Annotated in this window: 16 protein-coding genes; 13 read left to right on the forward strand and 3 right to left on the reverse strand. The window is 47.4% G+C overall.

Features of this window, described 5'->3' with window-relative positions:
- Positions 1-204 precede the first annotated feature (204 nt).
- Together J2W69_RS08615 and J2W69_RS08620 are read left to right on the forward strand one after the other, a co-directional pair.
- The gene (locus J2W69_RS08615) at positions 205-2,232 is read left to right on the forward strand and encodes a TonB-dependent siderophore receptor (RefSeq protein WP_310276775.1); all 2,028 of its coding nucleotides are present in this window, start codon (positions 205-207) and stop codon (positions 2,230-2,232) included.
- The gene (locus J2W69_RS08620) at positions 2,222-3,373 is read left to right on the forward strand and encodes an acetyltransferase domain-containing protein (protein ID WP_310276778.1); all 1,152 of its coding nucleotides are present in this window, start codon (positions 2,222-2,224) and stop codon (positions 3,371-3,373) included. Before J2W69_RS08615 ends, J2W69_RS08620 begins: the two co-directional genes overlap by 11 nt.
- 1 nt (position 3,374) lies before the next feature.
- Here J2W69_RS08620 and zapE read toward each other — a convergent pair whose 3' ends face one another.
- Together zapE and J2W69_RS08630 are read right to left on the reverse strand one after the other, a co-directional pair.
- Entirely contained in the window at positions 3,375-4,502 is a 1,128-nt protein-coding gene (gene zapE, locus J2W69_RS08625; protein WP_310276781.1) for a cell division protein ZapE, read from the reverse strand.
- Entirely contained in the window at positions 4,499-6,532 is a 2,034-nt protein-coding gene (locus J2W69_RS08630; RefSeq protein ID WP_310276784.1) for a S9 family peptidase, read from the reverse strand. The genes zapE and J2W69_RS08630 overlap by 4 nt, the downstream gene beginning before the upstream one ends.
- Positions 6,533-6,727: 195 nt before the next feature.
- Here J2W69_RS08630 and J2W69_RS08635 point away from each other — a divergent pair, with 195 nt between their 5' ends.
- From J2W69_RS08635 to J2W69_RS08675, 9 genes are all read left to right on the forward strand, one after another.
- Positions 6,728-7,213 carry a MarR family winged helix-turn-helix transcriptional regulator gene (locus J2W69_RS08635; protein WP_310276787.1) on the forward strand — a complete coding sequence of 162 codons (486 nt, stop codon included), beginning with the start codon at positions 6,728-6,730 and terminating at the stop codon, positions 7,211-7,213.
- Between the two features lie 68 nt (positions 7,214-7,281).
- Entirely contained in the window at positions 7,282-7,791 is a 510-nt protein-coding gene (locus tag J2W69_RS08640; protein ID WP_310276790.1) for an arsinothricin resistance N-acetyltransferase ArsN1 family A, read from the forward strand.
- Positions 7,788-9,155, forward strand: a complete 1,368-nt coding sequence (locus J2W69_RS08645; protein WP_310276793.1) for an FAD-dependent oxidoreductase — start codon at positions 7,788-7,790, stop codon at positions 9,153-9,155. The genes J2W69_RS08640 and J2W69_RS08645 overlap by 4 nt, the downstream gene beginning before the upstream one ends.
- A gap of 307 nt (positions 9,156-9,462) precedes the next feature.
- Complete coding sequence (locus J2W69_RS08650) at positions 9,463-9,843, forward strand: BlaI/MecI/CopY family transcriptional regulator (RefSeq protein ID WP_310276796.1); 381 nt, start codon at positions 9,463-9,465, stop codon at positions 9,841-9,843.
- A complete protein-coding gene (locus J2W69_RS08655; protein ID WP_310276799.1) occupies positions 9,836-11,047 on the forward strand; it encodes a TonB family protein in 1,212 nt (403 codons plus the stop codon). The genes J2W69_RS08650 and J2W69_RS08655 overlap by 8 nt, the downstream gene beginning before the upstream one ends.
- A 341-nt stretch (positions 11,048-11,388) precedes the next feature.
- A complete protein-coding gene (locus J2W69_RS08660; RefSeq protein WP_310276802.1) occupies positions 11,389-12,696 on the forward strand; it encodes a jacalin-like lectin in 1,308 nt (435 codons plus the stop codon).
- Positions 12,697-12,764: 68 nt separating this feature from the next.
- Complete coding sequence (locus J2W69_RS08665; RefSeq protein WP_310276805.1) at positions 12,765-13,256, forward strand: RNA polymerase sigma factor; 492 nt, start codon at positions 12,765-12,767, stop codon at positions 13,254-13,256.
- Between the two features lie 24 nt (positions 13,257-13,280).
- Entirely contained in the window at positions 13,281-14,288 is a 1,008-nt protein-coding gene (locus tag J2W69_RS08670; protein WP_310276808.1) for a FecR family protein, read from the forward strand.
- Between the two features lie 15 nt (positions 14,289-14,303).
- Positions 14,304-17,315 (forward strand): TonB-dependent receptor, encoded by a 3,012-nt coding sequence (locus J2W69_RS08675; protein ID WP_310276811.1) that lies wholly within the window; start codon positions 14,304-14,306, stop codon positions 17,313-17,315.
- A gap of 243 nt (positions 17,316-17,558) precedes the next feature.
- Here the strand turns inward: J2W69_RS08675 and J2W69_RS08680 are convergent, their stop codons facing one another.
- The gene (locus J2W69_RS08680) at positions 17,559-17,831 is read right to left on the reverse strand and encodes a DUF3297 family protein (protein WP_008899910.1); all 273 of its coding nucleotides are present in this window, start codon (positions 17,829-17,831) and stop codon (positions 17,559-17,561) included.
- A 299-nt stretch (positions 17,832-18,130) separates the two neighbouring features.
- Between J2W69_RS08680 and J2W69_RS08685 the strand changes: the two genes are divergently transcribed.
- A complete protein-coding gene (locus J2W69_RS08685) occupies positions 18,131-18,601 on the forward strand; it encodes a BamJ family beta-barrel-assembly machinery protein (RefSeq protein ID WP_310276816.1) in 471 nt (156 codons plus the stop codon).
- Between the two features lie 174 nt (positions 18,602-18,775).
- Entirely contained in the window at positions 18,776-19,861 is a 1,086-nt protein-coding gene (locus J2W69_RS08690) for a hypothetical protein (RefSeq protein WP_310276820.1), read from the forward strand.
- Positions 19,862-19,908: the final 47 nt, after the last annotated feature.

Here is a 19,908-nt window from a genome sequence, read left to right on the forward strand (position 1 = left end):
AGCAACTTTGCCGCCAGAACCACAAAGAGATCAGATAAATCTGGTGGTGAATGGAGATGTTATATTGTATCATTTTGGCGCTTTCTTTATCGATTCAGCCCACTTCTTTGTTGCTACCGGACCCAAACCATCATGCCAATGCCAAATTTTAAACCTTGTTTTCTTATGTTATCTCTTGGCTTTATTGCCTGGGTTCCTGTCGTTATGGCGGAAAAGGCGGAAGATATCGAACGTATCGAAGTGCTGTATCGCCAGGCTTATCGTGGCGATATCCCAGCTCAGTCTTTACCTCAATCCATTACCGTCATCGACAAAAGTCTGTTTCAAGATAACGCCTTAACGCGTTTTCAGGATGCACTGGATTTTTCAGCCAGTATTTCCCGGCAGAATAACGGCGGTGGTTTGTGGGATAGCTTTTCGTTACGCGGCTTTCCGGGCAATGAAAATATGCCATCCGGTTATTTAATCAATGGTTTTAACGGCGGTCGCGGTTTTAGTGGTCACCGTGATTTATCCAATGTGGAATATGTGGAAATTTTAAAAGGGCCAGGTTCAGCACTTTATGGTCGTTCAGAACCTGGTGGCACCATCAATGTGGTGACCCGTAAACCGCAAAAGGAGCAGGAGGGTTATCTGCAACTTTCTACTGGTCGTTTTGATCAGCACAGAGTAGAAGCCGATTACAGCAATGGCGTCAGCGATAATGTGGCTGTTCGTATCAATGGTGCAGTGCAGGACTATGGCAGTTTTCGCGATTATGTCAGCAGTAAAAAACAAGTCTTCACCCCTTCAGTGCGTATTGATCTGGATGACCAATCCGCCTTGTTATACGAATTTGAATACCAGAAGCAAGAGCAGTTATTTGACCGGGGTATAGTGGTGTTAAACGGTGATTTTAATACTGTGCCAGGTTCACGTTACTTAGGTGAACCCGACGATGGTCCTACAGAAATCGAAGCGACAGGTCATCAGTTATCTTATGAAACCAGCCTGAACGACGACTGGTCTTTTTTAGCAGGTTTAGGGTATCGCGATTCGTCACTGAACGGCTTTTCTTCGGATGCTGAGTTAGCCGCAGCGCGTCAGTCGTTGTTTGATGATGGGCAAACCCTAACCCGCCAGCGCCGCTACCGCGATTATCAGTCTGAAGATACGTCAGTGCGGTTTGAGCTGAGTGGCCATCTGAATACTGCTGGTATTGTGCATCACCTGCTGATGGGAGCTGACGCCTACGACTATGACTTATATACCTTATTGTCGCGTTTTCGTGGGCCCAAAGGCACTTACGCTGTAGATATTTTTAACCCTGTTTACGGCGGCACTGCGACTGATCCTTCGCCTTTGTATGAAAATAAGGAATCGCAACAAGCCTGGGGTATCTATCTGCAGGATCAAATGGATTTAAGCCAACACTGGAAGTTGCTGCTGGGCTTACGCTTTGACAGTTATCAGCAGGATATTCAGGAGCTGTTAAAAGCGAGCCGGTCTGATAAAAAAGGCTCTCAGCTCAGCCCACGTATCGGTTTGGTCTATGAAGTAAACCCGCAGTTAAGTTTCTACAGTAGCTACTCTGAAGGCTTCCTGCCATTAAGCGGCACCGACTATGCGGGTAATTCCTTTGAGCCTGAGCAAAGCGACTCCTTTGAAGTAGGGGCCAAATTTGTAGCTGCAGGTATCACAGGCACAGTCGCTTTATTTGATGCAAAAAAATCTAATATTCTGACTTCAGATCCAGTCAATGTAGGTTTTGCTGCCACCTTAGGTGAAGCGACCAGCCGTGGTATTGAACTGGATTTACAAGGTCAGCTTACAGAACAGCTATCGGCTCAATTGTCTTATGCCTTTTTAGATACCCAAACCACGACCGATATGATTAACATCGATTGGGCGGTAAATGTGCCTGCGGGCAGCCGTTTGGTGAATATTCCTAAACACAATGCCAGCCTGATGCTGACTCAGGTTCTGGTTTTAGGCGCTGTTGAAAGCCGCTTAGGCCTGCGGGTCAATCATGTGGCGAAACGATTAGGTGATTCAGTCGACAATAGCTATATGCTGCCATCCCATACCTTATTTGCTTTGTCATGGGCTGCTGATCTGGACCAGAACTGGAAAGCCCAGCTGAATGTCGACAACCTGTTTGATAAGTTCTATATCCATAACTCTTATTCGGCGCTGTGGACAGTGCCTGGTGAGCCGCGTTCGTACAAAGTGAGTCTGACCTATGCCTTCTGATCAAGCCTTTATCCGTAGTCGCATCGACAGCATCGATATGATGCGGGGTCTGGTGATGCTGATTATGCTGCTGGACCATGTGCGGGAGCGTTTTTTTTATCATCTGCAGGTGTCTGATCCTATGGATCTCGACATGACCTCTGCGGGCCTGTTTTTCAGCCGTTTTGCTGCGCATTTATGTGCGCCGGTTTTTGTGTTTTTAACAGGTTTGTCGGCCTGGTTGTATGCCAATCCAGCCAACGGCCCTGTGCGTTCCCCGCGCAGCTTTTTGCTAAAAAGAGGGCTCTTCCTGATAGCACTGGAATGGATAGTGTTGCCCCTTGCCTGGATGGGAACCTATGACACTATTTGGTTGCAGGTGATTTGGGCCATTGGCGTGAGTATGGTGGTGTTGGCGCTGGTGAATCAGTGGCCAAAGGTTGTGTTGGCCCTGTTGGGTTTTGGCATAGTCTTTGGGCACAACCTGCTGACGCCTATCAATTTTCAGCCGGATGAATGGGGCTATACGCTCTGGACCATTTTGCATGACCGCAATTACCTGATCAGCGAGGGCGCTATTAAGATCAGAGCAAGTTATCCGGTATTACCCTGGATAGGAGTTATTCTTCTGGGTTATCTGGCGGGGCCTTTATACAGTAAAACTATGTCTGCAGAACGTCGCGGCACTTTATTGCTGCAGATAGGATCAAGCTGTTTAGTGCTTTTTATGCTGCTGCGCGGTTTTAACTTGTACGGTGAAACTTTGGACTGGCAATGGTATCCGGACTTTATCACCAGTCTGATGTCGCTATTGAATCTGACCAAGTATCCGCCTTCGTTAAATTTCCTGCTGGTGACTTTAGGTCTGATGTTTTTACTGCTTTGTGTGCTGGAGAAACGACAAGGTTGGTGGAGCCAAATTCTGGTGAACTTTGGTTCTGCCCCTATGTTTTTCTACATACTGCATTTGTATGTACTGTTGGCGCTGCACTGGGGTTTATTAACGCTGTTTGGCGCTAATCAGGGAGACAGGTTTGGGATGGAGCACATGGGCTGGATCTGGCTGACTAGCGTGCTGTTAGCCGCAGCTTTGTATTACCCAACCAAGCAATTCTCTTTGTATAAAAAACGCAGCCAGCAGGCCTGGATACGTTATTTGTAAACTATGAAAATGCAGCTTCTGCGGTTTGGCTTTGGCCAGCCGCAGCAGCTTGCCACTGCTGCATTTCATATAAACGTGACTCACAGCGGGCAAAAGCAAACTCCAGCTGTTTCGCCTGATACAAGTCGGAAATAGCCACAGCAGAGGTCAGCAGTAACAAGCAGCCTCTGTCATAACATTCATCCACTAAAGCTATAAAACGCCGGGCTTCGTTGTCCAGTTTACTGATATACATATCCTGATGCTCGCGCTGATAGCTGTCTTCCACACCATGCAAAATGGCAGTGTCTGACACAGCGCTGAATTGCGGTACATCAAACACTGCTATGGCTTGGTAACGGCTTGCCAGCTGCATATAATCCAGCTGACTACGTGGCCCGGAGCAGAGCGCCATAAAATCAAAAGCTATGATTTGTTCGTTACTCCACAAGGCCGGAAAACTCCGACCCAAGAGTTCAAAATCGGGCAGGGGCTGTACTTTACCAAACAGCTGCTCTGCTTGCTGTTTTAGCTCAGCTTCAGTACCAGCTTGCTGGTAATACCGCATCGGGCTTTGTTTTAAGCGGCGGTAATCTACACCGTTATCCAGTGCTAAAACCCGGCAGTGTTGGCGCAGCAAATCAATAGTGGGTAAAAAGCGCTGACGTTGCAGACCGTTTTTATACAGATCTTCCGGTACTGCATTAGAAGTGGTGACCAGCACTACTCCGCATTGAAACAAATAACGCCATAAGGTGCCCAATAGCATGGCATCTCCTATGTCGTTGACAAAAAACTCGTCAAAACACAGCACTTTGTACTGCAGCGCCCAATCCCGGGCTATCTGCAATAAGGGGTCGGCTTCGCCCTGATGCTGTTTTAATTCCTGATGCACCCGCGCCATAAAATGATGAAAATGCAGCCGGATTTTGCCATCCACAGGCAACTGCTGATAAAACAAATCCATCAGCATGGTTTTGCCACGACCTACAGGGCCATGCAGATATAAACCCAAAGTTGGCATGCCACAAACTAACTGATCGGCAATCTGCTGCAGTGCTAATACCGCCTGATATTGTGGCTCGTCATACAACAACAGGCCCTGCTGGACCTGTTGCTGATAAAGCGAGGTTAAAGCAGTTGAACTCAATCTGTTGGACCAGCAGGTACATAACGCTTTAACCAACTGGTGAATTCGTTAAACCAGAAAATGGAGTTGTTGGGTTTTAAAATCCAGTGGTTTTCATTCGGGAAATACACCAAACGCGCATCCAGACCTTTGCCTTTGTAGACGCCATAAATTTCCAGCCCCTGAGTCACAGGCACGCGGTAGTCTTGCTCACCATGCATAATCAGCATTGGGGTGACAAACTTATCGGCAAACATAGCCGGGCTCCACTGCAACATAGTGTCCAGCCCACTCCAGGGCGCGCCACCATAAGCATGCACCCGGTGTGATGTGCCATCTGAAGCAAACTGGCCCATCAGGTTATACACACCTGCATGGTTAATCAGCGCTTTATAGCGTTCGGTATGACCTGCAATCCAGCTAACCAGATAACCACCATAACTGCCGCCTGCTGCAGCTAAACGGGTGGCGTCAATAAAACCACGCGAAATCATATAATCCACAGCGGCTTCACTGTCCAGAAAAGGTTTAGTTGGGTGTTCGCCATGAATAGACTCAGCAAAAGCCTGACCAAAGCTGGTTGAACCGTGGAAGTTGGGTTGGATCACCACATAACCAGCAGCAGCAAATACCTGTGAGTTCCAGCGGTAACTAAAGCTGTCGCCTGAGTAACTGTGTGGTCCGCCGTGTAATACGTTCAGCAAAGGCCATTTTTTGCTAGCATCAAAGTTGGGCGGATAGGTAATGTAAGCCTGCACCATTTTGCCATCGGCTCCGGCAAAGCTGATATCTTCGGTTTTACCCCAATGGATGCTTTGCTGCAGTTCCTGATTTAACCTGCTGAGCTGTTTTAAAGTACGGCCTTTGTTATCCAGACTATAGACTTCCGGCATCTGGTTCATGTTGTGTTGCACCATGTACAGCTGCTGCTGTTGACCCACTTGCAGCTGACTGATATCAGCCTGACGCAACAGTTGCTGCACCTGACCACCAGCCAGCGGCATGCTGTACAGCGCTGATTTTGCTTTGTCTGCAGCGCGGAAATACAAAGTGCCGTTTGGACCAAATTCCCAGTCATCTACCGAAATATCCCAGTCTTTGGTTAAATTGGTTTTTTGTTGAGGTTTAAAATCAAAACGGATCAGTTGGTTATTATCTGCGGTAAAAAAGGTGCTGCGCTGGGCGCCATAGACCAGGCTTTTACCGTCCGGGCTGAATTTAGGATTGTTATCACTGGCCGGGTTATCAGCAGTGATATTAACAAACTCACCTGAGCCGTCGGTTTTAACAATCAAAATATCGTGATTAATTTGATCAAAAGGCGGCGCACTGGTCACTGCACTGACGGCAATCTGACGGCCATCCATCGAGATATCAAATTCAGCATCGCCATTTAAGCTAAACCAGCGATCCCAGCCTGGGGTTAAATCAGCAATTTCACCTGTATGAATATTGATACTGAATAAATGCGGATAACTGTCGTCGGTTAACCAGCGATCCCAGTGCCGGTAGACTCTGTTTTCCGTCACTTTGGCTGTTACTTTATTGTCTTTTCGTTGTTTCAGTTGTTCGGCTAAAGCCGCAAAATCACCATTAAAACCTTTAGGCACATTGGCCAGAAACAAAATACGCTGGCCGTCCGGAAACCATTTTGGCTGCTGTACAGCCACAGGTAACTTAGTTAAAGCTTTGGCTTCACCGCCAGTTAAAGGCAATAAAAACAGTTGATTATGTTCATTGCCGCGTTTGGATAAAAACACAAGCTGGCGACCATCCGGGCTCCAGGCTGGTGCACTGTCCGAATCCGGGTGCTGGGTTAAGGCGGTCAGTTGCTGGGTACGGAGATCCAGAATATGAATATCGGCATCGCCTTTATCTGTCGCCAGATCATAACGGGTGACTGTCAGGGCCAGTTGTTGGCCATTTGGAGATAAAGTTAAAGCGCCGGGTCTGGCAACCTGCCATAAATGCTGGGCTGTTAAAGGTTCAGTAGCTGCCTTGGCAGCTCCTGCCGCCACCATCATAATCAGGGCTGAAAAACTAAATTTCATACACACTCGCGTTTGGTCAGTCAAAGCAATAAGTTGACGCTAGCATAGGCCAGTGGCGTTATAAATAAAACCCTGACGAACGGCACTAAACAAAGGATTAATGTATTTAGTTGCAACTAACAACAAATTAAGCTTGATCTTTCGTCAATTGGCTTTTATATTGGTTGCAACTAACAACAAATGAGTTTTTTACTGATGCCACAACAAGATCTGCAACTGCAACAAGATGCAACAGCTTTATACGAAGCAGTAAACCAGTTGGTGCGTTTTTATCAGTTTCGTGACCGTGATCTGATCTGTTGTCATGATGTGTCCGTCACTCAGTGTTATGCGCTGGAGTTTTTGGCAGAACATGGCTCTTTACGTTTGCAGCAGTTAGCAGAGCTGATGTTGCTGGACAAAAGTACCAGCAGCAGGGTCGTGGATAGTCTGGTGAAAAAAGGGTATGTCACCCGTATTGCCGATATCAATGACAGACGTGCTGTGGCCTTAACTGTGACTGATAAAGGTGTGGCTTTGTATCAGCAAATCCGTGCTGAGCTGATAGCGCAGGAGCAGCAACTGATTGCCCATTTAAGTCCGGAAACGCGACAAGCCAGTATTGAAGTGATTAGAGCTTTAACCGCACAAGTGAAGCAAAGAGCCACAAATAGCTGTGGCACCAGACTCTGTTCAGACTAAAAATTTTAAACAATTAGTTGTTACTAACAATAGTTGATTTTAACAAGTAGATGCTAAAGGAGTTGAGTATGCAGATCCGTTTACTACAAGCAGCAGATCTTCCGGCGATTTGCCAGATTTACAATCAGGGCATTGGCTCCGGCAATGCAACCTTTGAAACCCGACTGCGTACCGAAGCTGATCTGCAAAGCTGGCTGGAACAGCTTGATCAGTACCCTGTACTGGTGCTGGAGCAGCAGGGGAGAGTCACTGGCTTTGCGGCTCTGAGCCCCTACCGCAGTCGCGACTGTTACCGGGGTATTGCCGAATTTTCTATCTACCTTGACCCCACAGTGCAGGGCAAAGGCTATGGTTTGCCACTGCTGCAGGCCTTACTGCAACAAGCACAGCAACAAGGCTTTTGGAAAGTATTATCCCGAATTTTCACCTTTAACAAAGCCAGCCGTGCTTTATGCCAAAAAGCTGGTTTTCGCGAGGTGGGTATTTACGAAAAACATGCACAGCTCAAAGGGCAGTGGCTGGATGTAGCCGTTGTTGAATACCTGATCCCAACCAATCAAAACGGAGAACAGCAATGAAAACTCAAGACTTAATTTCGCTTTATCCTGTAGTGGTATTAGGCGCTGGCCCTGTCGGCTTAGCTGCCGCCGCTCAGCTGGCACAACGTGGCTTGTCCTTTTTAGTGCTGGAGGCCGCTGATCAAGTAGCGGCCAATATCAGGCACTGGGGTCATGTCAAAATGTTTTCGCCCTGGCGTTTTAACCTGGACCCTGTCAGCAAGGCTTTTTTAAGCCAACAAGGCTGGGCCATGCCGAATGAAGAACAGTTCCCTCTGGGGGCTGAGCTGGTGCAGAACTACCTTGAACCCCTGGCCGCTTTGCCGCAAATCGCTCCTTATTTGCGCCTGTCGCATAAAGTGATGAGTATCAGCAGGTCAGATACAGATCTGCTGAAAAATCGGCACAGAGCAGAGCAACCTTTTGTCGTGGTTGTGCAAACTCCCTGTGGAGTACAGGAACTAATGGCCTCTGCCGTTATTGATTGCACTGGCACTTATCAAAGCCCTAACCCGGCAGGCAGTCATGGTTTAGCCGCTATGGGCGAGTTGGAACATCAGGCACAGATTTCTTATGGCATTGTCAACCAGCAGAAAGACCAGGCTCGTTATGCCAATCAACGGGTTTTAGTCTTAGGTGCTGGTCACTCAGCCTTTAACAGTTTGCAGGAACTGGTCGCATTAAAACGCCAGTACCCGGATACACAAATTCACTGGGCTATCCGGGGAGCCAATCCAGATAAAATTTTAGGGGGTGGCGCTAACGACCAGTTAAAAGAGCGGGGCGCATTAGGGCTATTAGTGGGCCAATGGTTACAGCAGGGGCTGATTAGCCTGCACTCTGAATTCCGTTTACGCCGTATTGCTGATTCTGCTGAAGGTTTGTTGTTATCGTCGGCTCAGCAGACGTTACCAGCTATTGATCAACTGGTGGTGAACACGGGGTTCAGACCGGATTTGTCTATTTTGTCTGAACTACGCTTAGCGCTGGATCCGGCCACTCAAAGCCCGGTAGCACTGGCACCTATGATTGATCCAAACGAGCATAGTTGTGGCACTGTGCGGCCCCATGGCTATCTGGAGCTGAGCCATCCTGAAACTAACTTTTACAGTGCCGGCATTAAAAGTTATGGCAGAGCTCCCACCTTCTTATTGCTAACGGGTTATGAGCAAGTACGTTCTATAGTGGCGGCTCTGGCTGGTGATATGGAGGCGGCACAAAGGGTTGAACTGAAGTTGCCGGAAACCGGAGTATGCAGCACTGGCTTTGTGGTGCCAGCTGTTGCTTCTTCCTGTTGTGCGACAACAGCGGAAACCGCTCCGGCAACTTGCGCTGACAGCAGTTGTGGTACAAAACCCAAGGTGAAAGCAGCCTGCTGCGGCTAAGCAGCTATACTTAAAGGGCCATAGCAACGCAGTGGAGGTATTTATGTTAAGCCGTGAGTTTTGGCAAACCTTTGTACAACTCTTGAGTTTTAACGGCTATATACTGCCGGACGAGTTACATCATTATCCAACAGAGGATAAAGAGTCGGACCAACAGCCTTAAGTCTTTCTTGTACACAAAGTGAGGGGGAGCCTGGCTCTCCTTCTCCTTCATTTTCCCGCACATTATTTTAACTTTGTACTTGCGCTTATCGATTACAGATGTAATAGTTTGTGTATTACATCTGTAATCGATAGGTGAGCTGCAATGAAAGATATCAGTCAGGCCGAGCTGGAAGTGTTAAAAGTGTTGTGGCAACACAGCCCTGCAACAGCAAATCAGGTGGTTGAAGCTTTGGCCGATGCCAGCCAGTGGCATGAAAAAACAGTCAAAACTCTGTTGAACCGTCTGGTGACTAAAGGAGCTGTGTCTTTTGAAAAAGACGGCAGAGCTTACTTATACAGCCCTGTATTGCAACAAAGCGATTATCAGTTAAAAGAAAGCCAAAGCTTTATTCAGCGGGTTTTTTCAGGCCGCATCGCACCTTTAGTCGCAGGCTTTGCCCAGCATGACAAACTGGCAGAGCAGGATATAGCTGAGTTGAAGCAGTTGATTGCCCGTTGGGAGCTGGAGAATAAAAATGATTAGTCTGCTGCTGGAGTTACTGTTACCGCTGTCGTTGGTCGTGCTGACGTTGCTGGTGCTCCGGCCTTATTTGTTAACGCGGCTTGGAGCCCGCACCTCATACGCCTTGTGGTGTCTGGTACCTTTATTGCTGCTGTGTTTTGTTCTGCCATTGCAGTTAAGCAGCAACTCCACTTCGGCAGTCATGCAGGTGTATCAGGTGGGTTTACAGCAGGCAGAACAGCAGTTTAGTACTGGCTCTTTGTGGCTGTGGTTGTGGCTATGTGGAGTTCTGCTGTTTTCAATTGCTGTACTGCGCAGCCAGTTGCAGCTTCATAAAGAAAAAGCAGCGGCCAAATCTGTTGATCTCAAATCCGTGCAATTGGAATCCGACCTGCCTTGTTTGTTAAGCCACAAAACGCAGGGGCCTTATATCAGCGGGCTGTTTAAAGCAGAAATTCTGTTACCTACCGACTTTTTTCAGCGTTTTTCGCCCACTCAACAGCAACTGATTATTCAGCATGAACTGACACACTGGCGTCGTGGCGATTTGTTGTGCAACCTGCTGGCGCTGGCTTTGTTGATGCTGTTCTGGTTTAACCCTTTGTGCTGGCTGGCGTATCGCGCCTATAGACACGATCAGGAATTAGCTTGTGATGCGCTGGTGTTAGCCAATGCATGCAAAGCCGACAAAATTGCTTACGGTAAAGCTTTACTAAGCAACTCAGAGCCAACGCCAGTCAGCTGGCAGGGGATCACTACTCACTATGGAGATTTAAAACAAATGAAACAACGTTTACAGCAATTACAAAATCAACAGGGTTTTAGCAAAACTACTTTGGTAGCAGCAGTAGCAGCAGTTTTAGTGGCTGGCCTTTGGTTGCAACAACCCGCTCAGGCGGCCAGTGCTACCACTGCGAAAAATGAGCCAGCACCTGTAATGCGGGTTGAGCCTAAGTATCCGGTTCAGGCAGCACAACAACAAATAGAAGGTTATGTACAGGCTAAGTTTGATATCTCAGCTGAAGGCAAAGTCAGTAATGTGCGTATTGTACGTTCAGTACCCCAAGCCACTTTTGACAAAGTCAGTATCACAGCCTTGGAGCAATGGCAGTATGCGGCCACAGGCCATGAGCATAAAGACATGTTGGTGAGGCTGGAGTTTGCTATGGACTTATTAGATGCCAACATAGAAAGAGTGGGCGTGATACCTACAGCAAAACACTAATTAAGCTGCAGTTTTAGTCCAAATAGCAAAGGGGCCACCGGCTCTTTTGCTGTTTGGATTGCGCTTTCAAAGAGCTCAAGTTTAAAAAAGTAAAATGCTTTGAGTCAGCGTTTTCTTGTTTTACAAAACAAGTAGCCAATGATGCTGGTGTTGTATAGCTCAAGCTTAATTAGGCGGAGCTTTACCGGAGCGGCTGAAAAAAATTATAAAATCTCTGTCAGGAATTGGGTTTGAAGTGCTCTTGATATCAGGAAAGTTGAGTGGTTGTCTGGCGAAATGCTCAGCATCAGTTTTCCGGTTCATGAAAGTACTCTTTAACCTGAAAAAATGCGGAGAAGGATATGAATTTCAAATCAGTACTGCTTTGTGTTGGCCTGAGTTGTTGTGTAGCAGCACCTGCTACGGCTCAGCAGTCCGGCACTTTTACTACCTTAAGTTACAATGTCGCTGGCTTACTGGAGCTGTTTTCCAGCGCCGAAAGTGACAGGCAAAGTGCCACAGAGCAGATCAGCTGTTATGTGAATGACTTTGATATTGTTAATGTGCAGGAAGATTTTAACTACCACGCCGCTTTATACGATACCTGCAATACCCATAGCTATCGTTCTGCTACTACTGGCGGCATGGGCTTTGGCAGCGGTTTAAACAGCATGAGCCATTTGCCATTCAGCAGCCTCAAAAGAGTGAAATGGAACCATTGCAATGGCGTCGATTGCCTGACGCCTAAAGGTTTTACACTGATGCAGGTGCGGCTGGCTGAAGGCGTTTATGTCGATATTTACAATATGCATGCTCAGGCTCAGGTCGCAACAGCCGATTTAACCGCCCGCCGTAATAATATTTTGCAGTTAAAACAATACATCAGCACTCAATCTGTGGGGAATGCTGTGATAGTGATGGGGGATACCAACACCCGTTATACCCGCACAGGCGACAATATTAGGGAGTTATTGAGTTTAGGTTTTAGCGATACCTGGGTAGAGTTGTATCGTTCTGGTGATATTCCGGCGCTGGGCGCTGAAGCTTTAGTTTGTGAGCCAAAAATCAGTGCGGCCAATTGTGAAATTGTCGATAAAATACTGTACCGCGACAATGGTTATCTGAACCTGAACTTGCTGGATTATCAGGTACGTCAGGATGATGAAACTCCACAAGGCCTGAAATTATCCGACCATCCGCCAGTGTCAGCGAACTGGAGTTACAGCACCCCGGTTAACCGGAAAATGAGCGATCAGTTTGGCGGTGATGGTGGCCTGTCTTTTAACAACGTCAGCCAGTTACCAACTATGGCCAAAGTAAGTCAAATCAGGTTGCGCAGCGGTACCCGAGTGGATCAGGTTGGGCTGCAATTGAGCAATGGCCAGAACTTTAGCCATGGGGGGAACGGCGGTACGCTGAACAGCTTAACCTTGAATGCCGGTGAGTACCTGAAGTCTGTCTTTTTGTGTCAGGGCAATCGCAATGGCGCTATGCGGATTTTTTACACCAGCATGCAAACCAGTGCTGGCCGCAGTTTAGCCGGAGGCAGTCAGACGTCGAATTGCACCAGCTATCAGGCTCCTGCTGGCTGGCAAATCAGCGGTTTTCATGGTCGTGCCGAAGCTGAACTGGATAAGCTGGGGGTGATCTATAGCCCGGTAGTCCTCTGACATCCTTGTCAACCTACTGTCATATCTATCAGTTATGGTTTGCCCCTAAGTGAAAACATGGGGGCTTTATGTCTACAGCTGAAAAGCCGGAGCAGGATGTGCATCAGGCACTGAAAAATGCTGCGCCTCTGGCACGTTATCTGGAGCGTAATGCCAGTAGTGCGGATGCCGCTGATATTTTTCAGGAGTCTATTGCCCGCGTGCTGGAACAGGCGAAACAACGACCTATTCTGAATCCTCTGGCTTATGCTTTTACTGTGGCCCGCCATATGCTGATGCGGTTAAAACCTGCCCAGGCTGAAGAGCCGGATGAAGTGGTGTGCCAAAGTGCTAACCCGGAAGAAATGGCCAGTATGCAGCAAACCGTTGATCTGTTTAGTCAGGCTTTAGCCGCTATGCCCACATTAAGGCGACAAGTCTTTGTGCTGTTCCGGATGGAAGGCAAAAGCCGCAGCGATATTGCGGCTTTACTGCAAATCAGTGAGGATGCAGTATCTAAGCATGTCAGCAGAGCGCTGGCAGATATTCAGCGTCTGATCGATCAGCGCAATCTTTTATAAATACTGTTTTATCAGCCAGGTTTTGTGAGTCCTATTTTGAGTGAACAAGAAAAGTTGAATGCAAAAGAACAGGCAGAGCAGGATTTGTATCTGCAAGCCGCCAGTTGGGTGGAGAAACTCGCCAGTGGTGAGCTGGACAGCCTGAGTAAAAGGCGCTTCAGTAATTGGCTGGAGGCCGATGCCAGACACCCTGTGCTGCTGCAGTCTATGGTTGAAACCTGGCAGGACCCGGCTTTAACTAAAGCTTTGGCGGCCTATCAGCCTTCGCCATTAAAACGTGTTTTACCTCAACGGCCAAAATTGCAGATGGCTGCTGTCGCTATGGCGTTCAGTTCAGTGCTGGTGATGCTGTTCTATGTTGGCGATAGCCACTTTTTTGCACCTGCTGCTCCTTACGAGCTAAAAACAGCTCAGGCCAATAGCATGCAACAAGGCCTTGATGATGGCTCAGTGGTCGATATGGCGCCAGACAGTCAGCTCACGGTATTTTTTACCGCTGATAAACGTCAGGTGCTGCAAGGCCAGGGCGCGGCTTATTTTGCTGTGACCAAAGACAAACAACGGCCTTTTGAAGTACGGCTGGATCAAGCCAGTGTGGTCGCGGTAGGCACCGAATTTAATATTGACCGCGACCCTGATTTGATTGATATTACAGTGTACGAAGGTGCTGTGCAGGTGCAAGCCACTGCTGCTGGCCCAAGCGTGCTGCTGAAAAGCGGCGAGCGAATTCGTATTCAGCAGCATAAATTATCAGAAGTGCAAAAAGTGGATTTGCAGCAGCTAGTCGACTGGCGCTCTGGCTGGATTGAAATTGAAAACGAAACCTTGGCGTATTTGCTGCATCGGCTCAATCGTTCCGCTCTGGTGCCTGTAAGCGCCAGTGCTGAGGTAGCCAATTTACGGGTTGCTGGCCGTTTTGAACTGGCCAATACCCAACAAACCTTGTCGGCATTGTCTGAAGCTTATGGTTTGACGCTAGAGCAAAACAGCAGTGGCATCCGGCTCAGCCGATCGCCCTCTCAACTTCAATAAGAATGGGGGCGGGTTGTGTGGTTCCGACCTGAACTCTGTCTGGTGTTTTTCTTGCTGCTGTGCTGTTGCCAAAGCCCTATGGCATGGGCTGGTGCTGCACAGCAGAAGCCTGAGCAGAATCAGTTCTACACTCTTCCTACCCAACCTTTATCCGCTGCTTTGCTACAATTTGCCCGCACTGTGAATCAGCCGTTAGTGTACGATCCGGCCCTGCTTGAAGGGCTGGCCGCTCCAGCTGTGGTGGGTGAATTTTCAGCCACAGAGCTATTAAACCAGCTGTTAGCGCAGCACCCTTTAGAGGCCATTCCCCGCGCCAAAGGCTGGCTGATTAAAACCAAAGCTGTGACAGTGAAAGCTGAAGTAGCAGCGCCAATTGCTGTCACTGCAAGCCAGGCCCCTGCAGCACCTGTAGAAGTGATAGCTGTACGCGCCAGCTCACTAGCGCAACAACAGGATTGTGCTACAACGCTGTTACCCTCGGCTAAAACTTTAAAACGCCAAGCCATGGTCCGGCAGGATTCTCTGGTAGCAGAAGACATTACCCACTTTCCCGCCCTGAACTTAGCCAATTCATTACTACGGATCCCAGGTATTACCATCAACAGAGAGTGGGGCGAAGGCCGGCAAATTTCTTTGCGGGGTTTGAGTGCTGATTTTACCCGCGTGCAAGTGAATGGTATGGAAGCTTTAGGCACTTCATCTTCACCTATGGATGCGCGTGGTGCAGTGTCCAGAACCAGGGCTTTTGACTTTAATATTTTTGCCTCTGAGCTGTTTAACCAGATTGATGTGAAAAAGTCTTTTTCTGCGGATCAGGAAGAGGGTGGTATAGCTGGCACTGTTGATTTACACACCGCCAAGCCTTTTGATTATGACGGCGCAAAAACCAGTATTTCTGCTCAGCTGGGCACCAACAGCAACACCCAAAGTACAGATCCTCGTTTTTCTGCCTTGTTCTCGCACCTCTGGTCAGATGTTGGCGCTTTGGTTTCTGTCACGCACAGCATTCGATCCACCAACGAATATGGCAGCAATACCACGCGTTGGCGGCGCGAAAGCGGTAAACAAGCAACAGACAACAGCAATACGGAACTTCAAAGCTTACTGGATTCAGGCGAATTGTGGTTTCCGCGTGGCCAGCGTTTTTCGGTCTGGGAAAATGAGCAAAACCGCTTAGGGATCACGGGCGCTTTGCAATACAAACCCAATCAGGATTTCAGTCTGGTGCTGGACTGGATGCACGGCACACTGAAAAACCAGTTGTCTGAACATCATATGGCGGTGAAAGATAATAACCTGGTGAATCATCTGTTCTGGCGTGAAAGCGCGACAGGAGATAAAGAAGTGGTGTATGCCAGCTACCAAAATGCCAGCTGGCGTAATGAAAACCGCGAAGATTATAACGAGTCAGTGTTTGATCAAATCAGCTTAGCCTCAGAATGGGCGGCAACTGCTGATCTGAGCGTCAAGGCTATGCTGGGGCATAGTGTATCCGACTACCGCCAGCCCCGCCTTTTGAAGCTGAATATCGAAGCAAAACATAAAGCTAACATCATTACCGACTTCACTCAGGACGCATTTTATGGACGTAGTTATTCGCCGGATTTTGACGTAGCGGCTATCGAAGGCTACAGAGTAAGAGATCTGTTTTTTCAATCGAACTTTATCTATTCCAGCTTCGACAATGCCAAGCTGAATGTTGATTACCGCTTAAGCGACAGCAAAGCGCTGCTTTTTGGTGTGCATCATAAAAAGTTCAGCAATTCAGGTTTTGAGCAAGAAGCCAGTGGTTTTCCGTTGAACAGTGCTACACCAGCCAATCAGGGCATTCTAAGCCTGACGCCTGAGCGGGTGCAGCTTTACAGCGGTCATCCGGGCCAAAGCTGGCTGCAAGGCAATATAGCTACAGTGCAGAGTTTTTATGGCCTGAGCGATTTTGTGTTAACAGAGGCTAATACCATCAACAGCTCGGTTTATGATTTAAAAGAACAAACCAATGCAGTTTACCTGCTGTACCACAGTGACTATCAGCTAGCCGGTTCGGCTTTACGCTCCAGCCTTGGCTTGCGTTTTTTCGACACCCAAATGAGCTCAGAAGGTTTTGCTGAAATGCAGCCCACCGGCATCAAGCGGCGGTATTCAGGTTATTTACCCAGCCTGGATTTAGCCTATGAGTTCGCTGACGACCTGATTTGGCGCACAGGCCTGAGTAAAAACATGACTCGCCCGGCTTTAAGCGCTATGGCGTTTTCGGTCAATGTTAGCCAAACCTCGCTCGGCGAAAAGGATATAGGCCAAATTTCAACAGGTAACCCAGAGCTGCAACCCTATGGATCCGACAACTTCGATATGGCGCTGGAGTGGTATTTTGAACAGGCAGGTTTGGCATCTGTAGCTGTGTTTTACAAAAACATTGATCACTTTATTGTGACTAAAACCCAGCAAAGGTTATATAGCGAACTTGGGCTGCCTGCTTCTTTATTGCCAGCGGGAAAAACGGTCAACGATATCTTTAATGTATCGTCGCCGCAAAACTCAGACTCATCCAGTATCCGGGGTTTTGAACTGGCGCTACAACGTGATCTGGATTTCCTGCCTGCGCCTTTTGATCAGCTGGGCGTCATAGCCAACTACACCTGGGCTGATGGCACCACTTTGTATCCAAACGTAGAGAACTCAGGCGAAGATCAGCGAAAAGCTTTTCCGGGCCTGTCGAAACAAAGCTATAACCTGACGTTGTATTACGAAACCCAAGGTTGGGGAGCACGCATAGCGACAGCCTACAGAGACAAGTACATCACAGGAGTGGAAAGTGGCTCGATTGACGATGACGAACGCGGTTATCATGCCACCACCCATCTCGATTTTTCAGCCTATTACCGGCTCAACCAGCATATCAAACTAAACCTTGAAGCCATCAACCTGACCAATGTGCGCGATGAGTTGTACAGCGACTCCAGCAACAGAGCCTACAACAGCACCTACAGCGGCCGCACTTATATGTTTGGGGTTACGGCGGAGTTTTGAGCTGCAGTGGAGCTTAGTGTTTTTTGTTAAATGGACATTATGGTGTCCAAAAACACATAAATTTGGCTGAAATGGACATCAGGGTGTCTATTGTGAGGCTGTTATGTAGCTCTGCTCCAAGCAGTTTTAGCGCAAACCTTATAGGTTGCACTCGCCGCAAAACGTAGGGGCAGGGTTTATCCCTGCCCGTCTCGCGTCCACACGAAAGTCTGAGCGAGCTGTACAGTCAACAAAGCTGCGGTTTTAAGCAGGCTCGGTATAAAAAGCTTCTACTTTGCCTTTTAAAGTCATCAGTAACGGCTGGCCACGACGGTCCAGTGCTTTGGCTGCTGCCACTTTCACCCAACCTTCGCTGATGCAATATTCTTCCACATCAAAACGCTGTTTGCCATTCAGGCGAATACCCACGTCGTGTTCAAAAATGGCCGCTACATAATGCGGGCTACGTGGGTTGGTGCAAAGGCGATCCGGTAAATCCGGGCGTGCTGCTGTGTCTTGAGTGGTAGTGTCTGTCATGGCTCTGGCCTGTAATAAATAAAACGTGCGCCATTGTAGGCAAAGCCAGCAGTGGGCTCAAGAGCGGCGGCCAGAAACAAAGAAAAACAAAAAGAAACAAAGAAAAATGGAAGACTTTTGCCCTAAGGCCGGTTTCTATCGAGGTGTAGTAGCTTGCACTCGCCGCGAAGCGGCAGTGCAACAATCCACAACCCACAACCCACAACCCACAACCCACAATCCAACTTCACCTCATCTTTGACCAAAACCAACATTAACAATAAGATGGCTGTTACCTAGCTTAATTAACCGGACTCACCATGAAAATTGCTTTAATTGTTTTAGTTCTCGCTTGTGTCGCTTATTACTTCTACAACAGCGCCAGTTCTAAAAAAGCCGCTCTGCTGAACCATGAAAAAGGCAGTGCATTTTTAGCTGAAAACTCTAAAAAAGAGGGTGTAAAAACTACAGCTTCAGGCCTGCAGTATGAGGTTTTACAAAGTGGCAATGGCGAAACCCACCCAACCGCCAGCAGCACAGTGCGAGTGCATTACCACGGCACGCTTACCGATGGCTCAGTGTTCGACTCATCAGTTGAGCGCGACGAAACCATCTCTTTCCCACTAAACCGCGTTATCCCTGGCTGGACCGAAGGTTTACAACTGATGAAAGTTGGCGATAAATTCCGCTTTTTTATCCCATCAGGCTTGGGTTACGGCAACCGCAGCGCAGGCAAAATTCCGCCAGGTTCAGTGCTGATTTTTGATGTGGAATTGTTTGAGATCCAGTAAAGATGTGAGGCAGATTTGCCTCACTTTTTCGCTCCTTTAATCTTTATTTGAGTTTGGTTTGAACATGGATTACTTTTTTTGATTGGTTGATTTTTAATCGCAGTCGCTAACGTTAAGCTGTTAGCTCATGGCAGAGTCTGACCCTGAGTCTCTTATATTTTTAAAGGATTTTTCATGGAACGAGAGAAAAGTGTTTCCAGAGCTAAAAAATCTGCGACGACTGTTGCTGAATTACTAGCGAAAGAAGGTATTTCCGTAATCATTCCAGGTGGGGGGCTAATGTATGATGCGGCTAAAGTTTTGGTCGATCACGCGAAGAGCTATTTTTCAGATAGAACGGCTAAGCGGATAGAAGACTTTCATTCTGCGTTACTTTTGGGAAAAACTGATCAAGATGAATGGGAAGACTTCCTCAAAAGCCCATTTGAACCAGATGATTATTACGCAGTGCTGTCTTCTTGCATCCAGGATATTGAAACAGAGAAGGTTGAGATTTATTCGTCGTTAATGAATTACCTTATTGAGTCTGAGCTTGGAAGCGATCTGAGGCGACATTTCATCAAATCGTGCAAAGAGCTTACCTATTCCGATCTCTCTTTCTTACAGACCATTTATATAAATAGTAAGCATGATTTAATGACCGTAGGTGGCACTCACCAACAGCTTAAAACCATATTATCAACCAAAGATCCATTAAAGATTCTCACAATTGAAAAGCTAAAAAATTTTGGTTTCATCTCTGCTAAAGGGAGCGCAGTAACTCCTCTTGCTGAACAATTTGTTCAGGCTATTTTTTCTGCTGAGAAACTTTCACCAGCTGCTATAGAAAGAAAAGAATATACAGGCATAAATATAGTCATAGTGACCTACCAACTCGATGAGCCGGTGCACACATCTATAGCTACCGAAGTGCAAGAAGCATTGTGGTCGCGTCAGATAAAGTCATCGATTCATATCATTGATCGCTCGATGGTGGCAAATAGTATTATGTTTTATGAGGCCGCTTTGCTTATTGTCGGGGATAAAAAAATTGAACCTAACTATGTATCAGCATTATTAAAGTTTTTAGAAAAGCGTCCTATCATCAGACTAAATATCGTTGATTCTATTACTGAAAATGGGCTTGAAAGCATCCAATTTTCTGATGAGTTAAATTACACCCCAGGTAGTGATTTGTCGGTAAGAGGTATAGTTTATGAATACATCGACAAATTATCTTTAAAATCAGCATCTGCTGAAAAAGTAGAAAAAGATCGTTAACTGGCTACCTCAAAGCAGTTGTGTAAAGCAGAGCCACACCCACTGTA

It is taken from the genome of Rheinheimera soli, assembly GCF_031457405.1.
GTDB lineage: Bacteria > Pseudomonadota > Gammaproteobacteria > Enterobacterales > Alteromonadaceae > Pararheinheimera > Pararheinheimera soli_A.